The 20237-nt window shown below is 63.3% G+C and carries 14 protein-coding genes and 1 pseudogene; 11 read left to right on the top strand and 4 right to left on the bottom strand.

Annotated elements, in window-relative coordinates; all coding sequences use genetic code 11:
• The first annotated feature begins 166 nt into the window (after positions 1-166).
• Together FXN63_RS20535 and FXN63_RS20530 are read left to right on the top strand one after the other, a co-directional pair.
• Complete coding sequence (locus FXN63_RS20535) at positions 167-895, top strand: AzlC family ABC transporter permease (RefSeq protein ID WP_246164915.1); 729 nt, start codon at positions 167-169, stop codon at positions 893-895.
• On the top strand, positions 892-1224 hold the full coding sequence (locus tag FXN63_RS20530) for an AzlD domain-containing protein (RefSeq protein ID WP_148817015.1): 333 nt from the start codon (positions 892-894) through the stop codon (positions 1222-1224). The genes FXN63_RS20535 and FXN63_RS20530 overlap by 4 nt, the downstream gene beginning before the upstream one ends.
• 30 nt (positions 1225-1254) lie before the next feature.
• On the opposite strand, the gene map is transcribed toward FXN63_RS20530, so the two are convergent.
• On the bottom strand, positions 1255-2046 hold the full coding sequence (gene map, locus FXN63_RS20525; protein WP_148817013.1) for a type I methionyl aminopeptidase: 792 nt from the start codon (positions 2044-2046) through the stop codon (positions 1255-1257).
• A complete protein-coding gene (gene glnE / locus FXN63_RS20520) occupies positions 2043-4853 on the bottom strand; it encodes a bifunctional [glutamate--ammonia ligase]-adenylyl-L-tyrosine phosphorylase/[glutamate--ammonia-ligase] adenylyltransferase (RefSeq protein WP_148817011.1) in 2811 nt (936 codons plus the stop codon). The genes map and glnE overlap by 4 nt, the downstream gene beginning before the upstream one ends.
• Positions 4854-5168: 315 nt before the next feature.
• On the opposite strand from glnE, the gene FXN63_RS20515 reads away from it, so the two are divergent.
• The 4 genes from FXN63_RS20515 to FXN63_RS20500 are packed head-to-tail and all read left to right on the top strand — an operon-like array spanning position 5169 to position 12988.
• Positions 5169-9227, top strand: coding sequence for a YhdP family protein (locus tag FXN63_RS20515; protein WP_148817010.1), 4059 nt, complete (start codon positions 5169-5171; stop codon positions 9225-9227).
• Positions 9228-9266: 39 nt separating this feature from the next.
• Positions 9267-10094 (top strand): carbon-nitrogen hydrolase family protein, encoded by an 828-nt coding sequence (locus tag FXN63_RS20510; protein ID WP_148817008.1) that lies wholly within the window; start codon positions 9267-9269, stop codon positions 10092-10094.
• A gap of 16 nt (positions 10095-10110) precedes the next feature.
• A complete protein-coding gene (tldD, locus tag FXN63_RS20505) occupies positions 10111-11571 on the top strand; it encodes a metalloprotease TldD (protein WP_148817006.1) in 1461 nt (486 codons plus the stop codon).
• Between the two features lie 13 nt (positions 11572-11584).
• Positions 11585-12988 carry a DHA2 family efflux MFS transporter permease subunit gene (locus tag FXN63_RS20500; protein WP_148817004.1) on the top strand — a complete coding sequence of 468 codons (1404 nt, stop codon included), beginning with the start codon at positions 11585-11587 and terminating at the stop codon, positions 12986-12988.
• Here the strand turns inward: FXN63_RS20500 and FXN63_RS20495 are convergent.
• Together FXN63_RS20495 and FXN63_RS20490 are read right to left on the bottom strand one after the other, a co-directional pair.
• Positions 12978-13475: a TIGR02444 family protein gene (locus FXN63_RS20495; protein WP_187394963.1), complete on the bottom strand. Its 498-nt coding sequence runs from the start codon at positions 13473-13475 to the stop codon at positions 12978-12980. The two genes, FXN63_RS20500 and FXN63_RS20495, sit on opposite strands and share 11 nt — an antisense overlap.
• Before the next feature lie 62 nt (positions 13476-13537).
• A complete protein-coding gene (locus FXN63_RS20490; RefSeq protein ID WP_148817000.1) occupies positions 13538-14116 on the bottom strand; it encodes an ANTAR domain-containing response regulator in 579 nt (192 codons plus the stop codon).
• A gap of 510 nt (positions 14117-14626) precedes the next feature.
• On the opposite strand from FXN63_RS20490, the gene FXN63_RS20485 reads away from it, so the two are divergent.
• The 5 genes and pseudogenes from FXN63_RS20485 (at position 14627) to cobA (ending at position 20073) form a co-directional block, all read left to right on the top strand.
• Positions 14627-15940, top strand: a complete 1314-nt coding sequence (locus FXN63_RS20485) for a CmpA/NrtA family ABC transporter substrate-binding protein (RefSeq protein WP_148816998.1) — start codon at positions 14627-14629, stop codon at positions 15938-15940.
• Positions 15941-16017: 77 nt separating this feature from the next.
• Complete coding sequence (gene ntrB, locus FXN63_RS20480) at positions 16018-16848, top strand: nitrate ABC transporter permease (protein ID WP_148816996.1); 831 nt, start codon at positions 16018-16020, stop codon at positions 16846-16848.
• Positions 16849-16852: 4 nt separating this feature from the next.
• A pseudogene (locus FXN63_RS20475) lies at positions 16853-17638 on the top strand (ABC transporter ATP-binding protein); the annotation flags it as partial.
• A gap of 207 nt (positions 17639-17845) precedes the next feature.
• The gene (locus FXN63_RS20470; protein ID WP_148819627.1) at positions 17846-19060 is read left to right on the top strand and encodes a CmpA/NrtA family ABC transporter substrate-binding protein; all 1215 of its coding nucleotides are present in this window, start codon (positions 17846-17848) and stop codon (positions 19058-19060) included.
• Positions 19061-19191: 131 nt separating this feature from the next.
• Complete coding sequence (gene cobA, locus FXN63_RS20465; protein ID WP_148816995.1) at positions 19192-20073, top strand: uroporphyrinogen-III C-methyltransferase; 882 nt, start codon at positions 19192-19194, stop codon at positions 20071-20073.
• Positions 20074-20237: the final 164 nt, after the last annotated feature.

The following is a 20237-nucleotide window of genomic DNA, read 5'->3' as shown; positions in this document are numbered from 1 at the left end:
GCCACTCGCAACGGCGGTATGGTGAACAACAGACGTGGCGAGGGAGACTAGGCTCGTGAGCGGGACAAGTGGGGAGGGAGCGGTGCGGTCGGCCGAGGACAGGTGCGCAAGCGCATCACCGGACTTGTCTGCGACATCTGCCGTGGCCCCGGTGGCGGCCTGTGGGATGTCACCCAACGAAGTCAGGCGCACCGCGTTCTGGCAAGGCGTGCGTGGCATTGCGCCCATGCTGGTGTCCCTGGGTGCCTGGGGCGTGGTGGCTGGGGTTGCGATGGCCAAGGTCGGGCTGGGGTTGTGGCTGTCGCTGGCCATGTCGATGCTGGTGTTCGCGGGGTCGGCGCAGTTGACTGCCTTGCCATTGATTGCCGCAGGCGCACCCATCTGGCTGATATTTGGCGCGGTCTTCATCGTCAATCTGCGCTTCGTGATCTTCGGTGCCGTGCTGCATCCGTTCTTCCGCCATTATTCGCCGGGTCGGCGCATCTTCCTGGGCTTCGTCAATACTGACGCAAGCTTCATCAAATTCATGGCCGATCACAATCACCTCAACGGCCCGGCCTTGCGCTCGCAGACGTGGTATTTCGTGGGTAGCGGGGTCATCTGTTGGCTGATGTGGCAGACGTCCACGGTTGTTGGCGTTTTGTTGGGCAGTGCCATTCCGTCAAGCTGGTCGGTGGAGTTTGCTGCCGTGCTGGCCCTGATCGCCATGCTGGTGCCCATGTGTGCCGCCCGCCCGGCTTTGCTGGCGGTGGTGGTGGCGTCTTTCGTATCCTGGCTGACGCAGCCGCTGCCCTTGCGGGTGGGGCTGCTGCTGGCCGTCATCGCCGGCATCGTGGCGGGGTATTGGGCCGATGTGCGCATCGAACGTCTGAAGCAGCAAGAGGGCCGTCCATGAGCGCGCAGCTTGATTTCTGGTACGCGGTGCTGGTGATTGCCGCAATGGCCTTGAATACCTTCATCACGCGTTGCGGCTACCTGCTGTTCGGGGATCACATCCCCTTGTCGCCGTCCGTGCGACGCGCGCTCAAGTACGCGCCGGTGGCGGCGCTGGCGGCAATCGTGGTGCCCGAGATGGCACCGTGGACGGTTGACGGGCCGCAACTGGACCTGCGCCTGCTGGCAGGTCTGTCGGCGATTCCGGTGTTTCTGATCAGCCGCAGCATCACACTGACCATGGTGGTCGGCATGATGGTCTTGTGGGGCACACGCTGGCTCGTGGGCTAGGGCGGGGCAGCGGGTGCCCCCTCTTGCTGATTACACGATCGGCGCATAGTCCACCGATCGGTCCGGCCACGGCGTCAGCACTTCAAAGCCCGTGTCGGTCACTGCCACCATGTGTTCCCACTGCGCTGACAACGACCGGTCGCGCGTGACCACGGTCCAGCCATCAGCCAACTGCCGGGTGTGCCGCTTGCCGGCGTTGATCATCGGCTCGACCGTGAACACCATGCCGGGTTCCAGCACCATCCCCTCGCCACGCTCGCCGTAGTTCAATACCTTCGGGCTTTCGTGATATCGCTTGCCGATGCCGTGGCCGAAATACTCCTGCACCACGCTGAAGCCATCTCGTTGCGCCACGCTTTCAATCGCGTTGCCGATATCGCCAAGCGTGGCACCCGGGCGCACTTCCAGAATACCGGCGCACATGGCCTCGTAGGCGGTACGTACCAGGCGGCGCGCAATCGGTGCCGGCTGGCCAACCAGGTACATGCGGCTGGTGTCGCCGTACCAACCGTTGTGGATGACCGCCACGTCGATATTGACGATGTCGCCATCGGCCAGCACCCGCGCCGATGGAATGCCATGACAGATGACATCGTTGACCGAAATACAGATGGTCTTGGGAAACCCGCGATACCCGATGTTCGCAGGCGTCGCTTTCTGCACCTCGACAATGTACTCGTGGCAGCGTCGGTCCAGTTCTTCGGTCGTGACGCCGGGCTGCACATAGGGTGCGATCATGCCCAATACCTCGGCCGCAAGCTTGCCGGCCACGCGCATCATGGCGAGCTCTGTCGCCGTTTTGATCAATGCTGACTCACTCATGCGTGACTACGCCCGCGTGCACCCAACACGGCCTCCCATAAAGCAATAACAGTATTGCGCTCGGCGACAAGTCTGTCGGCGGGCAGTCTGGCTTTGTCGATGCCCTGCAGCCGCAGTGCATGTTGTTCGCGTCGCAGGCTGCGGTAAGCATCACCTGCCGCTTCGGCCATGCCGGTCGGGATCAACCCCGCCTGTTCAGCTAGACGCAGCAGGCCGATGTTGCCCAGATTTTTCAGCAATGACGGATGTTCGCGGGCGTGCAGCAGCACCAGGTATTGCGTCACGAATTCGACATCGACCATGCCGCCCGCATCGTGCTTCAGGTCGAACTGGCCACTGGTATTCGGATGGCCGGCGTGGATTTTTTCACGCATGGCACGCACCTCGGTGGCCAAGGCTTGTGCGTCGCGCGGCATCAACAGCACATCGCAGCGGATCTGCTCGAAGCGTGCGCCCACCTCGGCATTACCCGCCGCAAAGCGCGCACGAGTAATGGCCTGATGTTCCCAGGGCCAGGCTTTTTCGCGCTGATAACGCTCCAGCGCCTCGGTGGAAATCACCGGCAAGCCGGCATCCCCATCCGGGCGCAGGCGCAGGTCGACTTCATACAGACGACCCGACGAAGTCATCGATCCCATCCATGACATGACGCGGCGCACCAGGCGCGAGTAGATTTCCAGCGCATCGTCACGCGGGTCGTCGTAGACAAAGACCAGGTCCAGGTCCGAGGCATAACCCAGCTCCTTGCCGCCGAGCTTGCCGTAGGCAATGGCGGCTATCCGAGGCGGAACGCTTGGATCGGCTCCCTTGATGTGCGGCCACACCCGGCGCAGGGTTTCGTTCAGCAGCACATCGGCCAACATCGACAGGTGGTCGCCCAGGTGCTCGACGCTAAGCCTGCCTTCCAGGTCTTGCGCCAGCAAGTGGAAGCTCAGTTGACGTTGCGCGTCACGCATTACGTTCATCTGGCTTTCGACATCGGGTGTGGGCGGGTTGCCGGCAATCACGCTGGCATCCAGTTCCGCCGCCAACTCGTTGGCAAACACAGTGAAGTCCGGTGCGGCCAGCAAGGTCCGCCAGTCCAGCAGTTCGTCAAGCAACAGCGGGTGGCGCATCAGGTACTGCGCCGCCCAATCGCTTGCGGCCACGATGCGGGCCACGCGCGCCAGGGTCTCCGGGTATTCGGCCAGCAAGGCCAGATAGGCGCTGCGCTGGGCAATGGTCTCGATCAGATCGAACAGGCGCGCCAGGGCGGCAGCCGGTGCCTGGGTAGCAGCGGCCGCATCCACAGCGGCGGGCAGCAGGGCGCTGAGCCTGCGCTGGCTGGTTTCCGGCAGGCTGCGAATGCGCGAGCTGCGTGCCATGGCCTCAAGCCGGGACTGCAAGGCGGGCGCATCATTGCCGAAGCGATTGGCAATCCGATCGGCCAGCGCGGCATCGGGGTCTTCGGCCACGGTGTCGGGCGCGGCATCGTCGGCAGGCGTTTCCATGCCCGTCATGCGGAACACGTTGCGGAAGGTTGCTTCGACGAAGCTACGGTGTTCCGCCAGCACGGCTTCGAATGCCGCTGTGTCGGCAAAACCCAGCACCTGGGCCAACGCTGCGCGCTGTTCCGGGTCGGACGGCATCAGGTGCGTCTGCTGGTCTTCCCGGTATTGCAAGGTGTGCTCGACCCGGCGCAGGAAGCGGTAGGCCTTTTCCAGCCTTTCCGCATCGGCCGGCGAGATCAGGCCGGCATCGCGTTCCGCGTGCAGTGCACTCAACAGACCACGCGTCTGCAAGGCTTGCAGCCGGCCCCCGCGCACCAGTTGCGACAACTGCACCACGAACTCGATCTCGCGGATGCCGCCTTCACCAAGTTTGACGTTGTCCTCGGATTCGATGCCGCTGCGGGCGCTGGCACGGCGATTCCAGTCCTGGCGAATTCGTTCGCGCAGCGAGCGCAGCGCGGCCAGTGCATCGAAGTCGAAGTATTTCCGGTAGACAAAGGGGCGACGCAGGCCTTCCAGTTGTGCTTCTTGCGCGTCAGGTGTGCTGCCTGCAAAGGCGCGCGCCGGCAGCTGCCGCCCTTTCAGCCAGGCATAACGCTCCCATTCCCGGCCCTGACTGACCAGGTAGTTCTCGAATGCGTCCAGGCTCCACGCCAGCGGGCCGGAATCGCCATCCGGGCGCAGACGCAGGTCGGTGCGGAAAACATGGCCGTCGGCGTCGATTTCGGAGATCACCGGCATCATGCGGCGGGTCAGCCGGCCATAGAACTCGTGGTTAGAGATGGGGCGTGGTCCGTCGGTGTCGCCTTCATCGCCATACAGCATCACCAGATCGATGTCCGACGACACATTCAGTTCCTGGCCGCCGAGCTTGCCCATGCCGACGATCAGCATTTCCTGGGGAGCGCCACTGACCGCTTCGCGCGGAACGCCGTGCACCTCGGTCAGTTCGGCTGCGATGCTGCGATACGACTCCGCCACTGCGATCTCTGCCAGCTGGGTCATGGCACCGACGATTTCCTCTAAGGGGGCCAGGCCTGCCAAGTCGCGCACCATTGCCACGCAGAACACCCGGTCGCGCAGGCGGCGCAATACCGACCGGCAATCGGCGCTGGGCATGGCTCGCCCCGGCTCGTCACTGGCCACTGCAATACGTTCTGCACGCAGTTCGCACAACCATTGGGCCAGACGTACCTCGTCAAGTGGCTGCGGTGCCGCCGTGGCCAGCCAGTCGGCAAAACCGGGTGAATTCTGAAGCCGACGGCGAAGGTGGCCAGACCAGGCCAGCGCAGGGGCGAGTAGGGAAGACTCGGACATCGACAGGACTCGCGAGTGAAAAACAGCACATGTGCCAGTCGGCACGGACAAGGCGTTGCTCCGTCATGGCAGATCAGACCAATCGGCCATTACGGTAATAAAAGCGCCCGGCAAGGCAAACGCGATGAAAGCCGCGTTACCGATTGTCGCTGGGGTTCGCGTCCAGAGACCGAATGCCAGCGTAAATCGGGATTGGGCCATCATATCTGGGTAGACTGGCATCTTTGTAGCGGTCGCTGCCCAGGTGCGCCGGTTTTGCTGCTTCTTATTCTGATTTTGTTGTCGCCTTCCCGGTGTCGACGCTTTTGATTCCTCGTGCGTATCGATTCCACACTTCGCCGCCTCATGCGCTGGCTTGGCCTCGCTTTGCTGTCTCTCTACCTGGTGTGTGCGCTTGGCATTCTGGCCGTGCGCTACCTGGTATTGCCGGGCATCGACGACTATCGTCCGGCAATCGAACGCATGGTGTCGCGCGCGGTGAAGGCTCCGGTCAGCATCGGCAGCGTTGCAGCCGACTGGCGTGGCTTGAATCCCGAACTGGCGCTGACGGACCTGCGCATTCAGGGGCCTGACGGTCAGGTTGCGCTGCGCCTGCAGGATGTATCGGCCACCGTGTCCTGGCGCAGCGTGTTTACCCTGTCCCCTCGACTGCGCCAGTTGGTCCTGACCGGGCCCACGCTCGATATTGAACGCGATGCACAAGGTGCGTTCTGGATTGCAGGCTTGCCACTCGATGATGGCCAGCCAAGCGATGGAAGCGAGCCGGCGCTGGTGCGCTGGCTGGTGGCGCAAGACGAAATCGTGATCCGTCAGGCCAGCCTGCGCTGGACCGACGCCCAACGCGGCGCGCCGCCCTTGGCCATCGATGGACTGCACGCGGTGCTGCGCAACCAGGGCCATCATCACCGTCTGGCCGTACGTGCCACACCGCCAGCCAATCTTGCGTCGCCGCTGGATCTGCGTGCTGATTTCACCCATGCATGGTTTACCCGCAGCGCGGCCAATGTGCGTGAATGGCGCGGTGAAGCCTATCTGGCCGTTTCGCAGGTGGACCTGGCTGCCTGGCGGCCGTGGATCAGTGTGCCTGCAGACGTGAAGGCCGGACGTGCCGGGCTGACGGCCTGGCTTGGCATGGAACGTGGCCGGATCACCGATCTGACGGCCGATCTGGGCGTGGAAAACCTGGATGTCGGCCTGCGCAAGGATTTGCCGCGCCTGGATGTGCAGCAAGCAAGTGCTCGCTTGCAGGCATCTCGCAGCGATTACGACGAACGCTATTCGCTGCAGAACCTGTCAGTGCGTCTGCGTGACGGCCTGGCGCTTGCGCCCGGTGAACTCAGCCTCAAGCGCATCAAGGCGCAGGAAGCCACGCCCGCCTCTGGCGAGGTGCGCATTGCGCGTATCGATCTGGGCACGGTGTCTGCCTTGGCGCGTCGTTTCCCGTTGGAGCCGGCATGGCAAACCCAGCTGGCACAGCTTGATCCCAAAGGCGGGATCGACGCCTTTGCCCTCAATTGGGCAGGCTGGACGCCAACGCCTGACGGCGTGTCGGGGTCAGGCCGGATCGACAATCTGGCATTGGCCGGCGCGCCGGTGCCTACGGGCAAGCTGGCCGCCGAGCCGCAACGCCCCGGCGTGGAGCGCCTGTCGGGCAGCTTTTCGCTGGCGGCGCGCCGGCTCGATCTGCAGATCGATGCGCGCCAGCCCGTCCTGAATTTCCCGGGTGTGTTTGCCGACCCCATCGTGCCGTTGGAATCCCTGAAGGGCAGCGTGAAGGTGCTTTGGCCGGCCAACGCTCCGCTGCGGGTGGAATTCGACAAGGTGCATCTTGTACATGCCCGCCTGGCCGCGCGCGGGGCAGGTGCCTGGCAGGAAGGTGGCAAGAGTCCGAGCGGACTGCTTGATCTGACGGGCGTGCTGGAATACGGCGATGCCCGTGATGTGCATCGCTTCATACCCTTGGAAGTCAATGCCGACGTGCGTAATTGGCTGCGCCGCTCGCTGGTGGTGGGCCGTCTGCAGGAAACCCAGTTCAGGGTGCGCGGCGATCTGCGGGATTTCCCTTTCCGCAAGCCCGATACGGGCGAGTTCAAGGTGGCGGGCAGGATCAGCGAGGTCACGCTTGATTACGCAGCCCCGTCAGGCGGCGGCACATCGCCCTGGCCGCGAATCGACGGGATCAATGGCAACCTGGTGTTCGAGCGCAGCGGCATGCGTTTGGTGGCCGAACGCGGCAGCGCGCGTGTCGACGGGGTAACTGGCGGCGTGCAGCTTGGCCGCACCATAGCCAGCATCGACAACATGGACGATCACGCCAAGCTGAAGCTCGAGGCCACGCCAGCGGCACCGGCGGCGGCCCTGCTGCGCTTCGTGGCGCAGTCGCCGTTGCGTCAGATGATTGGCGGTTTTCTCGATGAGTCACGCATCAGCGGTGACGTGCGCCTGCCGCTCGCACTGACACTGCCACTGTCTGACCTGGACGCCACGCAGGTTGATGGCGGCGTGGAATTCAGCGGAAACGATGTCTTCCTGTTTTCACCCTTGCCGACCCTGGAACGGGTGACTGGGCGAATGACTTTCAACAACGACGGCATTGCCATGCCTCGTGTGGATGCCACCTTCCTGGGTGGACCGGTTGTGATCACGGGCGACACCGCAACTGGCGGCCGCAGCTTGTTGCGCATTGATGGCACCGTGAACAGCACGGGGATTTCCCGCTGGGGCAGCTTGCCCATCTTGCGTCGCCTGAATGGCGACAGCCGTTATCAGGGCACCGTGTCGTTCACGCAGACCGGTGATGTGGATGTGGCGGTCGATTCGACCCTGAACGGCATGGCCATCGATTTGCCCGCGCCCTTGGGCAAGGCGGCCACCGCACCATTGCCCTTGCGGGTGGATTGGCAGCGGCGCGGCACCGACGCGGCTGCTCGCGAGCAACTGGGTATCAAGCTGGGCCAGGTTTTTTACGGTCTGGCCGAGCGGCGGCCCAAGGGCAAGTCCATGCAGGTTCAGCGCGCAGCCTTGTCGCTGCACGATGGCCCCGCCAGCAGTGCTGCACTGACCTTGCCGGCACGTGGGTTGGCCATGCAGGTTGCGCTGGCCAAGGTGGATCAGCCGATCTGGCAGGGGCTGCTGGGTGAGTTCACCCCGCCATCTGCCAGCGCCCTGGCCAACGATCTGCCCGCAAAACCTGGCAGCGGCAGCGGCAGCGCGCCAGGCCAGTGCCTGGGAAGCGGCGAGGGCGTGGCGTTCGACCGTGTTTCCTTATCGATGCAGACGCCCGAATTGCATTACAGCAGCCGACGTCTGAAACAAGTCGACCTGAAGGTGGCCTGTGATGCTGCCAAGCCGTTTGTCTGGCAGGCGCAGATCGAGGCCGACAAGATGGCCGGGGACATCACATGGCAGGTTGGCCAGGGCGGCAGCGCTGACCGTGTGACGGCGCGCTTGGCTAGATTCGTGGTCGAAGACGATCCGTCGGTGGCGTCCGAATCGGTATTCGACCAGGATTCCGTCGCTGACATGCCCGATGTTGATCTGCGTGCCGCGCAATTCGTGTTGTATGGACGCGATCTGGGCGCGCTGGAGGTCACGGCATCCAGCCACGCGCAGGGCCGTGAATGGCACATGAGCAAGCTGCGTCTGAGCAACCCGGACGCCGATCTGGCCGGGACGGGCATCTGGCGGGTCGATCCGACTGTGCAAGGGTCGGGTCGTCGTCGCATGGAACTCGACGCCGCCTTGTCCTTGCATGACGCAGGCAAATTCCTGGACCGGCTGAAGCTCAAGGGCACCATGCAAGGCGGCAGCGGGACGCTGAACGGTCGGGTGTCTTGGGCAGGGCGGCCGTATTCGCTGGATATCCCGAGCCTGGACGGCAAGCTGTCGCTGGCGCTGGAAAAAGGGCAATTCCTCAAGGCCGAGCCGGGTATTGCCAAGCTGCTGGGGGTGATGTCCTTGCAGGCGCTGCCGCGTCGCATCACGCTGGATTTCCGCGATGTCTTCAGCGATGGCTTTGCCTACGACAGCATCATTGCCGGTGCCACGATCGAAAAGGGCATCTTGCGCACAGAAGACTTCAAGATGCGGGGCGTGGCGGCTACCGTGGTGATGGGCGGGCGCGTGGATCTGGACCGCGAAACCCAGGATTTGCGTGTGGTGGTGGTGCCCGAGGTCAACGCGGGAACCGCATCCATTCTTTACGCGCTGGCCGTCAATCCGGCCATCGGCCTGGGTACGTTCCTGGCGCAATGGGTGTTGCGCGACCCCTTGAACAAGGCCTTCACGTTTGAATACGCGGTCAAGGGTGGCTGGAGCGATCCGCAGGTCGACCGTGTGAAAAAAGAGCCAGGCCCGGCCCCCGTGGTGCCATGAGGCCAATACCCCAACCCTGATCTGCGCGACAATAAGCCCATGAATGCACCGACTGTTTCTCCTTTGTCGTTCCAGGTAGCCGCCGTTCAGATGGTATCGACGCCCAGCGTCGACGAGAATCTGGCCGCCGCTGCCGAGCTGATTGCCCGTGCGGCCGCCCAGGGGGCCAAGCTGGTGTCGCTGCCGGAATATTTCTGCCTGATGGGCCATGCCGACAGTGACAAGCTGACGATTGCCGAATACGTGGGCGAAGGCCCGATTCAGCAATTCCTGTCCGACACCGCGCGCCGTCACGGCATCTGGCTGGCGGGCGGCACGCTGCCGATTGCCACCTTGTCGCCGGGGCGGGTATTCAATACCTCGCTGGTCTATGGGCCGGACGGGGCCCGGGTGGCCCGCTACGACAAGATTCACCTGTTCAATTACCAGCGCGGCACCGAGTCCTACGACGAAGGGCGCAGCATCCGCGCCGGCAAGCAGACGGTCGGCTTCGATACTCCCGCTGGCCGGGTCGGTCTGTCGATCTGCTACGACCTGCGTTTCCCCGAGCTGTATCGCGGTTTGGGCGAAGTCAGCTTGATTTTGGTGCCATCCGCCTTCACCTACACCACTGGCAAGGCGCATTGGGAGACCCTGTTGCGGGCCCGCGCCATTGAAAACCAGTGTTACGTACTGGCGGCTGCTCAGGGCGGCAAGCACCCGAACGGGCGCAGCACCTGGGGCCATTCCCTGTTCATCGATCCCTGGGGCGAGGTGCTTGACGTCCTGCCCGAGGGACCTGGCGTGGTCGGCGGCATCGTCGATCCCGACCGACTTCTCGACGTGCGCGGCGCTTTGCCCGCGCTGCGCCACCGCGTCCTGACCTGATAGCCGAGACACACATATGTTAGTTGTAGAACCCAATATCCAGGCTCTGGCCACTGCGAAGTCCTTGTTGCTCGATCCCTGGGGCTTGACCGAGACCGACCTGAACCGTGCGCTGGGCGAAATCTTCACCCACAAGGTGGACTACGCCGACCTGTACTTCCAGTACACCCGCAGCGAAGGCTGGAGCCTGGAAGAAGGCATCGTCAAAACCGGCAGCTTCTCTATCGAGCAAGGCGTGGGCGTGCGTGCGCTCAGCGGCGAGAAGACGGCATTTGCGTATTCCGACATGCTGTCGCGTGACGCATTGCTGTCGTCGGCGCGTGCGGTGCGCAGCATTGCCAAGCGCGGTGCAGGCAAGATCAAGGTCGCCAGCAACTTCGCCCAGTCGGGTGCCCGTTCGCTCTACCGTGACCTGGACCCGGTTGCATCCCTGGAAGCACCGCAAAAGGTGGCGCTGCTTGAGCGCATCGAACGCATGGCGCGCGCCAAAGACCCGCGCGTGGCGCAGGTCATGGCCGGCATTGGTGCCGAATACGACGTCATCATGGTGGTGGGCAGCGACGGCCGCATGGCGGCCGACGTGCGACCGCTGGTGCGCCTGTCCCTGACAGTGATCGCCGAACACAACGGCCGCCGCGAAATGGGCCATGCAGGTGGCGGCGGGCGCACCGGTTTTGAGTACTTTACCGACGAGATCCTGAAGGCTTACGTCGAAAACGCCGTGCACGAAGCCCTGGTCAACCTGGAAGCGCGTCCTGCGCCGGCCGGTGAAATGACCGTGGTGCTGGGTTCCGGCTGGCCCGGCATCTTGCTGCACGAAGCCGTGGGCCACGGTCTGGAAGGCGACTTCAACCGCAAGGGCTCCAGCGTGTTCTCGGACCGTGTGGGTGAACAGGTGGCGTCCAAGGGCGTGACCATTGTCGATGACGGCACGATCCCGAATCGTCGTGGTTCGCTCAATGTGGACGACGAGGGCAACGCTACCCAGTGCACCACGCTGATCGAAGACGGCGTGTTGAAGGGCTACATGCAGGACTCGCTGAATGCGCGCCTGATGAAGACCAGCGTGACCGGCAACGGCCGACGCGAGTCCTACGCGCATCTGCCCATGCCGCGCATGACCAACACCTACATGCGTGCAGGCGACAAGGACCCGGAAGAAATCATCAAGTCGGTCAAGCGTGGTCTGTACGCGGTGAACTTCGGCGGTGGTCAGGTCGACATCACCAACGGCAAGTACGTGTTCTCGGCGTCCGAGGCCTACATGATCGAAGACGGCAAGATCACCTACCCGGTCAAGGGTGCCACGCTGATCGGCAGCGGCCCGGAATCGATGTCACGCATCACGATGATCGGCAACGACCTGCGCCTGGATTCCGGTGTGGGTACTTGCGGCAAGGATGGTCAAAGCGTGCCGGTGGGCGTTGGTCAGCCCACGCTGCGCATGGAAGGCTTGACGGTCGGCGGCACCGCGTAAGCGCGACCACGCAATGAGTGCTGCGCCACCCAACGGCACCCCCGCCCAGGGGATGCCGTCTACCGCCTTCCTGTTTCTGATCGGTGCCGGCTTCTTCATGCAGGGGCTGGACACCACCATCGTCAACACGGCGCTGCCGGCGATTGCGGCTGCATTGGGCGAAAGCCCCTTGCAGATGCAGCCGGTAGTGGTGGCCTACACCCTGACCATGGCGATGCTGATCCCGGCGTCTGGCTGGCTGGCAGACCGCTTCGGCACGCGTCAGATCTACTTCGCGGCGATCTTGTTGTTTGCGCTCGGCTCGCTGTGTTGTGCTGCCGCGCAGACCTTGCCGCAGCTGGTGGCTGCACGGGTGCTGCAAGGCATCGGGGGCGCAATGCTCTTGCCTATCGGGCGGCTGGCCTTGTTGCGCAGCGTGGCGCCCGAGCAATACATTGCCGCGCTGGCAACCGTCACGATTGCCGGGCAAATAGGGCCGTTGCTTGGCCCGCCCCTGGGTGGATTGCTTGCCCAATCCGCATCGTGGCCGTGGATCTTCCTGATCAACGTGCCCATCGCGCTAGGTGGTTTGTGGGCGGTGCGACGCTTCATGCCCGAGGGCAAGCTGGATCAGGCCGCGCCGTCTTTCGATGCTGTTGGATTCCTGTTGGTCGGTGCCTGCATGGTGGCGTTCTCGCTGGCGCTGGATGTGCCGGCCGGTGAGCATCACGACGATTGGGCCATGGGGCTGTCGGCGGTCAGCCTGGCGGCTGCATTGGCCTATGTTCTGCACGCCCGCAGGCGAGACAACCCCTTGTTCCGTCTGGGCCTGTTCCGGGACCGGAATTTCGGCGTCGGCCTGATCGGCAACCTGGTCTGTCGTATCGGTTCAAACGCCGTGCCCTTCATGCTGCCCTTGCTGCTGCAGCTTCAGCTGGGCTTCACGCCGCTGAACTCCGGTTTGATGCTGGTGCCGGCTGCCGCAGGCGGCATGATCGGTCGTCGCATGATCAGCGGGCTGATCAAACGCTTCGGGTACCACAGCTTCCTGAGCGTCAACACCGTAGTGGTCGGTTTGTCGATTGCGGCGTTCGGCCTGATCGAGCCAGGTGTGCCGCTGTGGCTGCAGATCGCAACCATCACCATATTCGGCGCATCGAATTCCATGCAGTTCGCGGTGATGAACAGCGCCACCTTGCGGGGCCTGGACCCGGCCGACGCGGGCAGTGGCAACAGCCTGTTCTCGATGGCGCAGATGTTGGCCACCGGCTTGGGCGTGACCATTGGCGCAAGCCTGGTCAACGTGCTTGGCAGCAATCTTGGTTCAACCGCACACGGCTTCAGCGGGGCGTTTGTGCTGCTGGGTGTGGTGACGGCGTTCTCGGCCCTGATCTTCCGGCGCATGCGCAGCCCGGGCAGCCGTCCGATCAAGCGCTGACCGACACCGCCGGATAGGCTGACGCCAGCAAAGTGCGCACGGCCTGGGTGGCTTCGACCGTCGGCGTCACCTGCGCCCAGCGCATGTAGGCCGCCAGGTTGGAGGCACCGATCCAGGAACTGGCCGGTTGGCGATCCAGGCTTACCGCCGCTTCGATCAAGCCTTGCTGATGCCATTCACTGTCGATTTCCTGCGCCAAAATCTGCTTGCGAAGCGCCTGGGCCTGCGGGCCAGCAGTTTTCAACCAGCGCCGCACTTCTCGCAGCGGATGCACCACGTGAGCGCGCCACGGCGCACAGGCGGCATCTGCAGTGGCAATCATTTCCGACGTAAGCGCCGTGCCGCGCACGCCTGCATACAGGCACCACAACAGCATGTTCACATCGAGGCCAAGTTCGTCCTGCAAGTGCAGACAGGCAGCGGGGACGTCATCGCCTGCATACAACCAGCCGGAAAAAGCGGGAAGGGTCTGAGTGGGAATGTCCATATCGACATGCTCGCACGATATGCCGCGCATTCACGCTGCCAGGGCACTCGCGAAAAACTTGCTTACGGCTTCATCCAGTCGGTCAGCTCGACCATTTCCTTGGCGACATCCCCCAGGCGACGCTGGCTTTGCATGGCGCGTTCGCGCAGCATCTTGTAGGCCTCGTCTTCCGAGATGTTGCGCATTTTCGCCAGAATGCCCTTGGCGCGGTCGATCCACTGGCGGTCGGCCAGACGGCGGCGGGTTTCCGACAATTCCTCGCGGCGTTCACGTTCGACCGCAAAGCGTTCCATCGCCACTTCCAGCAAGGATTGAATGCGCGACGCCGGCACTTCGCCCACGACATAGGCGGCCACACCGGCATTCAGGGCTGCGCGAATCGTCTCACGCGTGCTCTCGCCGGTGAACATCACTACCGGGCGAGCGCTGTGCTCGCTGGCCACACAGACGTCTTCAAGCGTGTCCCGGCCTGGGGCATCAGTATCGATCAACACCAGGTCGGGCGCGACCTGACGGATCACGTCGGCCAGCCCCTTGGACGGCTCGACTTCCGCGACGATTTGCACACCCGCTTCGGCGAGCACACGGCGCAAGGACACCACACGTCCTTCACCGTCGTTGATCAACATGACTTTAAGCATTCGTTTTCTCCCAGACGACCGCCGTTCGAGGATTGCGCCGCACCGCAGTATTTCAGTATTTGGACGCAGGCGATCCGCCGGGTTTCTAGCCCCTCCAAGCCCGTATGGTATTCGCAGACACGGCGTGAAGGGGAGCCTGATCGCCGCATGTTTCTTTCGCGCATCTCCGGTTGTGGCGAGCTTGGCACCGCTCGTGTGCCATGCCCGCGCACGCTCATGGTGCGATGCACCAGTCGGTCGCGTCGAAGCTCGTCGTCTGATGGGGGTTCAGAAAGGTCGGTGTGAGTCAGCTCGCTGGATGCGTGATCGCCACCCCGTTGATTTCAAAAGGAATTTTTCGCGGCGAGTAGCCAGCAGAAAAAATGGCATGGGATTTGCATTGAGGTGAATGACGGCCAACGGCGGCTGTCATTCGCCGCACAACGCGGCCAGGAACAACGACGTTCCGCACAATCCCGGGGTGATCCCCCGGGCTTGGCGGAGCGTTTTTTTTTGACTGGAGCCAATGCAATGAAGCCTGTGGATGTCGCGCCCCTGCTGTCCCCGTCTGTCGTAGAGCCCGTTGCTGCCCAGCAGGCTTCCGACCCCGCACGTCGCAACCTGCTGACTGGTTCAGCCAAGGTGCTGGCAGGTGCTGCATTGTTCAACCTAGTCGACCCCTTGGTGCGCGCAGGCGCATGGGCCGCAGGTTCAGATGCGCCAGAAAAGAAGGAAGTGAAAATCGGCTTCATTCCGCTGACCGACTGTGCGTCGGTGGTGATGGCCTCGGTGCTTGGCATCGATAAGAAATACGGCGTGACCATCGTGCCGACCAAAGAAGCATCGTGGCCGGGCGTGCGCGACAAGCTGATCAATGGTGAGCTTGATCTGGCCCATGTGCTCTATGGCCTGATCTACGGTGTACAGCTTGGCATTGGCGGCCCGAAGAAAGACATGGCCGTGCTGATGAACCTGAACCAGAACGGCCAGGCCATCACGCTCTCGAACAAGCTGCTGGAAGCCGGCGTGCGCGATGGCGCGGGCCTGGCCAAACTGATCAAGTCCGACAAGCGCGAATTCACTTTCGCGCAGACCTTCCCGACCGGCACCCACGCCATGTGGCTGTACTACTGGCTGGCCACCTACGGCATCAACCCGATGCAAGACGTGAAGGTCATCACCGTGCCGCCCCCGCAGATGGTGGCGAACATGAAGGTCGGCAACATGGACGGCTACTGCGTGGGCGAGCCGTGGGGCGCACGCGCTATTGCCGACAAGATCGGGTTTACCGGCGTCACGACCCAGGACATCTGGACCGATCACCCGGAGAAAGTGCTGGGCACCACGAGCGATTTCGTCGCCAAGAACCCGAACACCGCACGTGCCGTGACCGCCGCGATTCTGGAAGCCGGCAAATGGATCGACGCATCGGTGTCGAACCGCCGCCAGACCGCAGAAACGGTGGCGGCCAAGTCCTACGTGAACACCGCCACCGATTCGATTCTCGATCGCATGCTTGGCCGTTATTCCGATGGCCTGGGCAAGACCTGGGATGACGCGCACCCCATGCGTTTCCACGGTGATGGCTCGGCCAACTTCCCGTATCTGTCAGACGGCATGTGGTTCCTGACCCAGCACAAGCGCTGGGGTCTGCTGAAAGATCACCCCGATTATCTGGCGGTGGCCAAGCAGATCAACCGCATCGAGCTCTACAAGGAAGCTGCGGCCGCGGCCAAGACGGCCTTGCCGCAAAGCGAATCGCGTACCTCGAAACTGATCGACGGCACGGTGTGGGACGGCAGCAATCCGAAGGCCTATGCCGACGGATTCAAGATCAAGGTCTGAGTTTGTCCTGATTTTTCTGTCCTGATTTGTCTGCACCGATTTTTTTGTACTGATTCGATTCCTTCTTGGAGATTCCCGTGGCAGCAGTTCCTTCCTCAGCCGGGTTCAGCGAGCGCAACGCGCGCTGGCGTGAACGCAGCGAACCGCTGCTGCGTGCGGCCGGCGGTGCATTGATTGGTTTTGTGCTGTTCGTGGTGGTCTGGCAGGTCATTGCCAACCTCATTCCGTCGATTCCGACGCCCGGTGTGACCTGGGCGGCGGCACGGGAATTGTTCGCCAACCCTTTCTATGACAACGGCCCGAACGACAAGGGCATTGGCTGGAATCTGCTGGCGTCCTTGCAACGCGTCGCGCTGGGCTTTGGCCTGGCCGCGCTGATCGGTATCCCGGCTGGTTTTGTGATTGGCCGCTTCAAGCCGATCAACACCATGGTGTCACCGATCATCAGCCTGCTGCGGCCGGTATCGCCGCTGGCCTGGCTGCCGATCGGGCTGCTGTTGTTCAAGGCGGCCAACCCGGCTGCGATCTGGGCGATCTTCATCTGCTCGATCTGGCCCATGATCATCAACACCGCCGCAGGCGTGCAACGCGTGCCGCAGGACTACATGAACGTGGCGCGGGTGCTGGATCTGTCCGAGTGGAAGGTGTTGACCAAAGTCTTGCTGCCCGCCGTGCTGCCGCACGTGCTGACCGGCGTGCGCCTGTCCATCGGCACCGCATGGCTGGTGATCGTCGCAGCTGAAATGTTGACCGGCGGCACGGGTATCGGTTTCTGGCTGTGGGACGAGTGGAACAACGCCAAGATCGAACACATCATCATCGCAATTTTCCTGATCGGCATCGTGGGATTGATGCTTGAACTGGCCCTGATGCAACTGGCCAAGAAATTCACCTACGCCGAGGAATGAAGCCATGAAAAGATTCGTACAGATCGAAAGCGTCGGACAGACTTTCCAGACCCGCAAAGGCCCCTTCGTCGCGTTGCGCGACATTGACCTGACCGTTGAAAAAGGGGAGTTCATTACCCTGATCGGCCACTCCGGTTGCGGCAAATCCACGCTGCTCAATCTGGTGGCTGGACTGACCCGCCCGACGACGGGCGTGCTGATCTGCGATGGCCGCGAAATCGCTGGTCCGGGGCCGGATCGCGCCGTCGTATTCCAGAACCATTCCCTGCTCCCCTGGCTGAGCTGCGCGCAGAACGTGCACCTGGCCGTAGAGCGCGTGTTCGGCAAGACGGAAAGCCGCGCAAGGCTGGACGAGCGCGTGCAGGCCGCGTTGGACCTGGTCGGCCTGTCACATGCCGCGAACAAGCTGCCGCGTGAGATATCCGGCGGCATGAAACAGCGCGTCGGTATTGCCCGGGCGCTGGCCATCGAGCCCAAAGTGCTATTGATGGACGAGCCTTTCGGTGCGCTGGATGCCCTGACTCGTGCCCACTTGCAGGATGAGCTGCTGAAGATCGTGGCACAGACGCGCAGCACCACCATCATGGTGACCCACGATGTCGACGAAGCGGTGCTGCTGTCCGATCGCATCGTGATGTTGAGCAATGGGCCTGCCGCCACCATCGGCCAGATTCAGCAGGTAGACCTGCCGCGCCCGCGTGACCGTGTCGATCTGGCCAATGATCCGACCTACCTGGCCTGCCGGGCGGCGGTGGTCGATTTCCTGCACCGCCGTCACAGCAATCCGGCCGGTGCTGTCCGCGAAGCGAAGCCGGTTGCGGTGGCCGTCGGGGCGGTATCGACGCCAGCGGTGGCATCTGAGTCTGTTGCGCCGACGGTCGTGGCAGCGCCCGTGGTCGATGCGCTTGTTGTGCCGACGGTTGCCCCATCGGGTGTTGCTGATGTTGCTCCCGCTTTCACCCCCGCGGTCCCCCCTGTTGCTGCTCCGTCGCTATCGATGGACACAGCGGCATTCGCATCTACCGGCGGTTTCCTGACCGGCACCGATCGCCCCGAAAAAGAAGTCGTCCGCGTAGGCTTTATCCCTTTGCTCGACTGCGCCATCGTAGCCATGGCACACGAACTGGGCTTCGACCGCAAATACGGCATCCGCATCGAGCCGCAGAAGCAGGCCTCGTGGGCCATGGTGCGCGATGGCCTGGCAAGCGGTTCGCTCGACGCGTCCCACGCCTTGTATTCCATGGTTTACGGCACGCACCTGGGCATTGGCGGCGAAGCCACGCCCACCTCGATCCTGATGGGCTTGAATCACAACGGCCAGGGCATCACACTGGCTCGCAGCTTGTCAGAACGTGGCGTGCGTGACGGCTGGGGCCTGGCGCGTGCGGTACGTGGGGGCGAAAGCCTGACGCTTGCGCACACCTTCGCCACCGGCACCCATGCCATGTGGCTGGCGTATTGGCTGGCCGCCCACGGTATCGACCCCACGCGCGATGTGGATCGTGTGGTGGTGCCGCCGCCGCGCACGGTCGGTGCCTTGCAAGACGGTCTGGTGCACGGATTCTGCGTGGGTGAACCATGGCAATCGCTGGCTATCGAGGCGGGTGTGGGGTTCAGTGCTACCACCACGCAATCCATGTGGCCGGATCACCCCGAGAAAGTGCTGGCCTGCTCGGCAGATTGGGCCAACCGTTACCCGAACACCGCCCGCGCACTGATCGCGGCCTTGATCGACACTGCGCGTTATCTGGACGAAGCTGGCCAGCAAGCCGCAGTGGCTCGCCGACTGGCGCAACCTGACATCATCGGTCAGCCGGCCGGCGTGCTCGAAGCCACCTTGCTGGGGCGCGGTCAGGACGGCCTGGGTCACACCTGGCAGGAAACCCACCCGTTGCGCTTCTTCAACGAAGGGCGGGTGACCTATCCCTACGAATCCGATGGCATGTGGTTCCTGACGCAGTTCACGCGCTGGGGTTTGCTGCGCCGGCCGCTGGCATATCGCGACGTGGTGCGCGAGGTGCACCGTACCGATCTGTACCTGCAAGCCGCTGCCATGGCCGGTGCCTGCGTGCCGGACTCACCGGACCGTGCCGCCAACCTGTTCGATGGCGGCCGTTGGGATGCGCGCAACGCCGAGCAATACGCCACCAGTTTCGACATTGGCGTGAAGGTGGTCAGCCCCGACACCGTGGACAGCCCCACCATGCCGTAACCGTTTTCTGCAGCACGCCCCAAGTCGTCGCAAGAACGGCAGGGCGGACAGCTATCCCGTGTCATCGGGCGCTGTCCTGATTCAACGACTCACCCATCTATCTGTTTTGTTTTACGCGTGGAGCTCTGATCATGAACTCACCCCTTTCCGCTGCCGTGTCCTGTCAAGCCGGCAAGGTCTGGCTCATCGGGGCTGGCCCGGGCGACCCGGAACTGCTTACCCGGAAGGCTGAGCGAGTGCTGCGCTCCTGTGACATCTGGTTGGTCGACGACTTGGTCGGCCCCGGCATTCTTGAACTTGCCACTCCAGGCACGCGTTTCGTACATGTGGGCAAGCGCGGCGGTTGCCGGTCCACCCCACAGGATTTCATCCTGCGACTGATGACACGCTACGCACGGCAGGGTCACACCGTGGCCCGGGTAAAAGGTGGTGACCCGTTCGTTTTCGGGCGGGGTGGCGAGGAAATGGCCTGGCTTGCCGAGCGTGGCATTGCGGTCGAAGCGGTAGGCGGTCTGACGGCGGGTCTTGCCGTCGGCCCGGCGCTTGGCCTGCCCTTGACCCATCGCGGCGTGGCGCGCGGTGTGGCCCTGGTGACTGCCCACACCATGGACGGCAGCCGCCCGGACTGGCGCGCGCTGGCGACCAGCGGTCTGACGGTGGTCTGTTACATGGGCATGGGTGACCCTGCCCGGCTGAGCGATGAGCTGGTGCAAGCCGGTTTTTCTGCCGATCTGCCGGTAGCCGTGGTGCAGCGCGTAAGTTGCCCCGATCAGCGAAGCACGGTTACCTGTCTGCGTGACATGGCGGCCACAATTGCACGCGAGGGGCTGGCCAGCCCGGCGGTGGTGGTGCTGGGCGAGGCGGTGGCGTATAGGACTGAAAGCTTGAGGACTGAGAACTTGAGGACTGAGAGCTTGGGAATGGAAAGTCTGAGCACCGACAGCCTGCTGGTTGAGCCAGGCGATGTGATTCCTCACGTCGTTTCCACGGCCCGAACCGCGGTTGCGGCGTAGGCCAAGCGTCGCAAAACTGCCCGCAAAGGTTGGTCAAGCGCGACATGAATCGGCATTCGGGACCAATTCATGGCCGAATCGGACCAAATCCGGCGCAATCCGCCCCCATGCCGTTGGCGTGAGGCGCGCGTGTGGAGTAGCATTCCCGGTCCCCGATGTGATGA

The organism is Pigmentiphaga aceris, assembly GCF_008119665.1.
Classification (GTDB): domain Bacteria; phylum Pseudomonadota; class Gammaproteobacteria; order Burkholderiales; family Burkholderiaceae_B; genus Pigmentiphaga; species Pigmentiphaga aceris.
The sequence above is the reverse complement of the archived record's forward strand: the minus strand, read 5'-3'. Positions and strand labels throughout refer to the sequence as shown.

Coding starts and splice junctions, on each gene's coding strand:
- FXN63_RS20495 (WP_187394963.1), bottom strand. CDS start 13,475: ATGGACATTCCCACTCAGACCCTTCCCGCTTTTTCCGGCTGGTTGTAT.
- FXN63_RS20470 (WP_148819627.1), top strand. CDS start 17,846: ATGGACACAGCGGCATTCGCATCTACCGGCGGTTTCCTGACCGGCACC.
- FXN63_RS20500 (WP_148817004.1), top strand. CDS start 11,585: ATGAGTGCTGCGCCACCCAACGGCACCCCCGCCCAGGGGATGCCGTCT.
- FXN63_RS20535 (WP_246164915.1), top strand. CDS start 167: ATGTCACCCAACGAAGTCAGGCGCACCGCGTTCTGGCAAGGCGTGCGT.
- FXN63_RS20485 (WP_148816998.1), top strand. CDS start 14,627: ATGAAGCCTGTGGATGTCGCGCCCCTGCTGTCCCCGTCTGTCGTAGAG.
- FXN63_RS20510 (WP_148817008.1), top strand. CDS start 9,267: ATGAATGCACCGACTGTTTCTCCTTTGTCGTTCCAGGTAGCCGCCGTT.
- tldD (WP_148817006.1), top strand. CDS start 10,111: ATGTTAGTTGTAGAACCCAATATCCAGGCTCTGGCCACTGCGAAGTCC.
- cobA (WP_148816995.1), top strand. CDS start 19,192: ATGAACTCACCCCTTTCCGCTGCCGTGTCCTGTCAAGCCGGCAAGGTC.
- glnE (WP_148817011.1), bottom strand. CDS start 4,853: ATGTCCGAGTCTTCCCTACTCGCCCCTGCGCTGGCCTGGTCTGGCCAC.
- map (WP_148817013.1), bottom strand. CDS start 2,046: ATGAGTGAGTCAGCATTGATCAAAACGGCGACAGAGCTCGCCATGATG.
- FXN63_RS20530 (WP_148817015.1), top strand. CDS start 892: ATGAGCGCGCAGCTTGATTTCTGGTACGCGGTGCTGGTGATTGCCGCA.
- FXN63_RS20490 (WP_148817000.1), bottom strand. CDS start 14,116: ATGCTTAAAGTCATGTTGATCAACGACGGTGAAGGACGTGTGGTGTCC.